Below are 297 nucleotides of genomic sequence, written 5' to 3' on the forward strand. Positions count from 1 at the left end.
GAGGTAGGGCTGGTGGTCGGGGATCACGGTGCCCTTGGGGAGGTACTCCCGGTAGAGCCGGTTCGTGTTCTCGTTGCTGGGCCGCTGCCAGGGCGAGTGGGGTTCAGCGAAGTAGACCGGCATGTCCGTGGCCAGGGAGACCTTCGCGTGTTGCGCCATCTCGGAGCCCTGGTCCCAGGCCAGCGAGGCCTGCATCATCCTGGGCAGCTCGGTGAAGTACTCGATCACCGCATCCGCGGTGCCCTCGGCATGTTTCGAGGGCAGGGCGAGCAGGCCGGTGAACCCGCTCATCCGCTC

Annotated in this window: 1 protein-coding gene; it reads right to left on the minus strand. The window is 67.0% G+C overall.

Annotated features, from left to right (window positions below; all coding sequences use genetic code 11):
- Positions 1–297 (minus strand): IS30 family transposase (locus Q0937_RS17945; protein WP_299306379.1); only part of this gene is annotated, 297 nt, incomplete at both ends.

Origin of the sequence: uncultured Brachybacterium sp. (assembly GCF_947500705.1) — a bacterium.
GTDB lineage: Bacteria > Actinomycetota > Actinomycetes > Actinomycetales > Dermabacteraceae > Brachybacterium.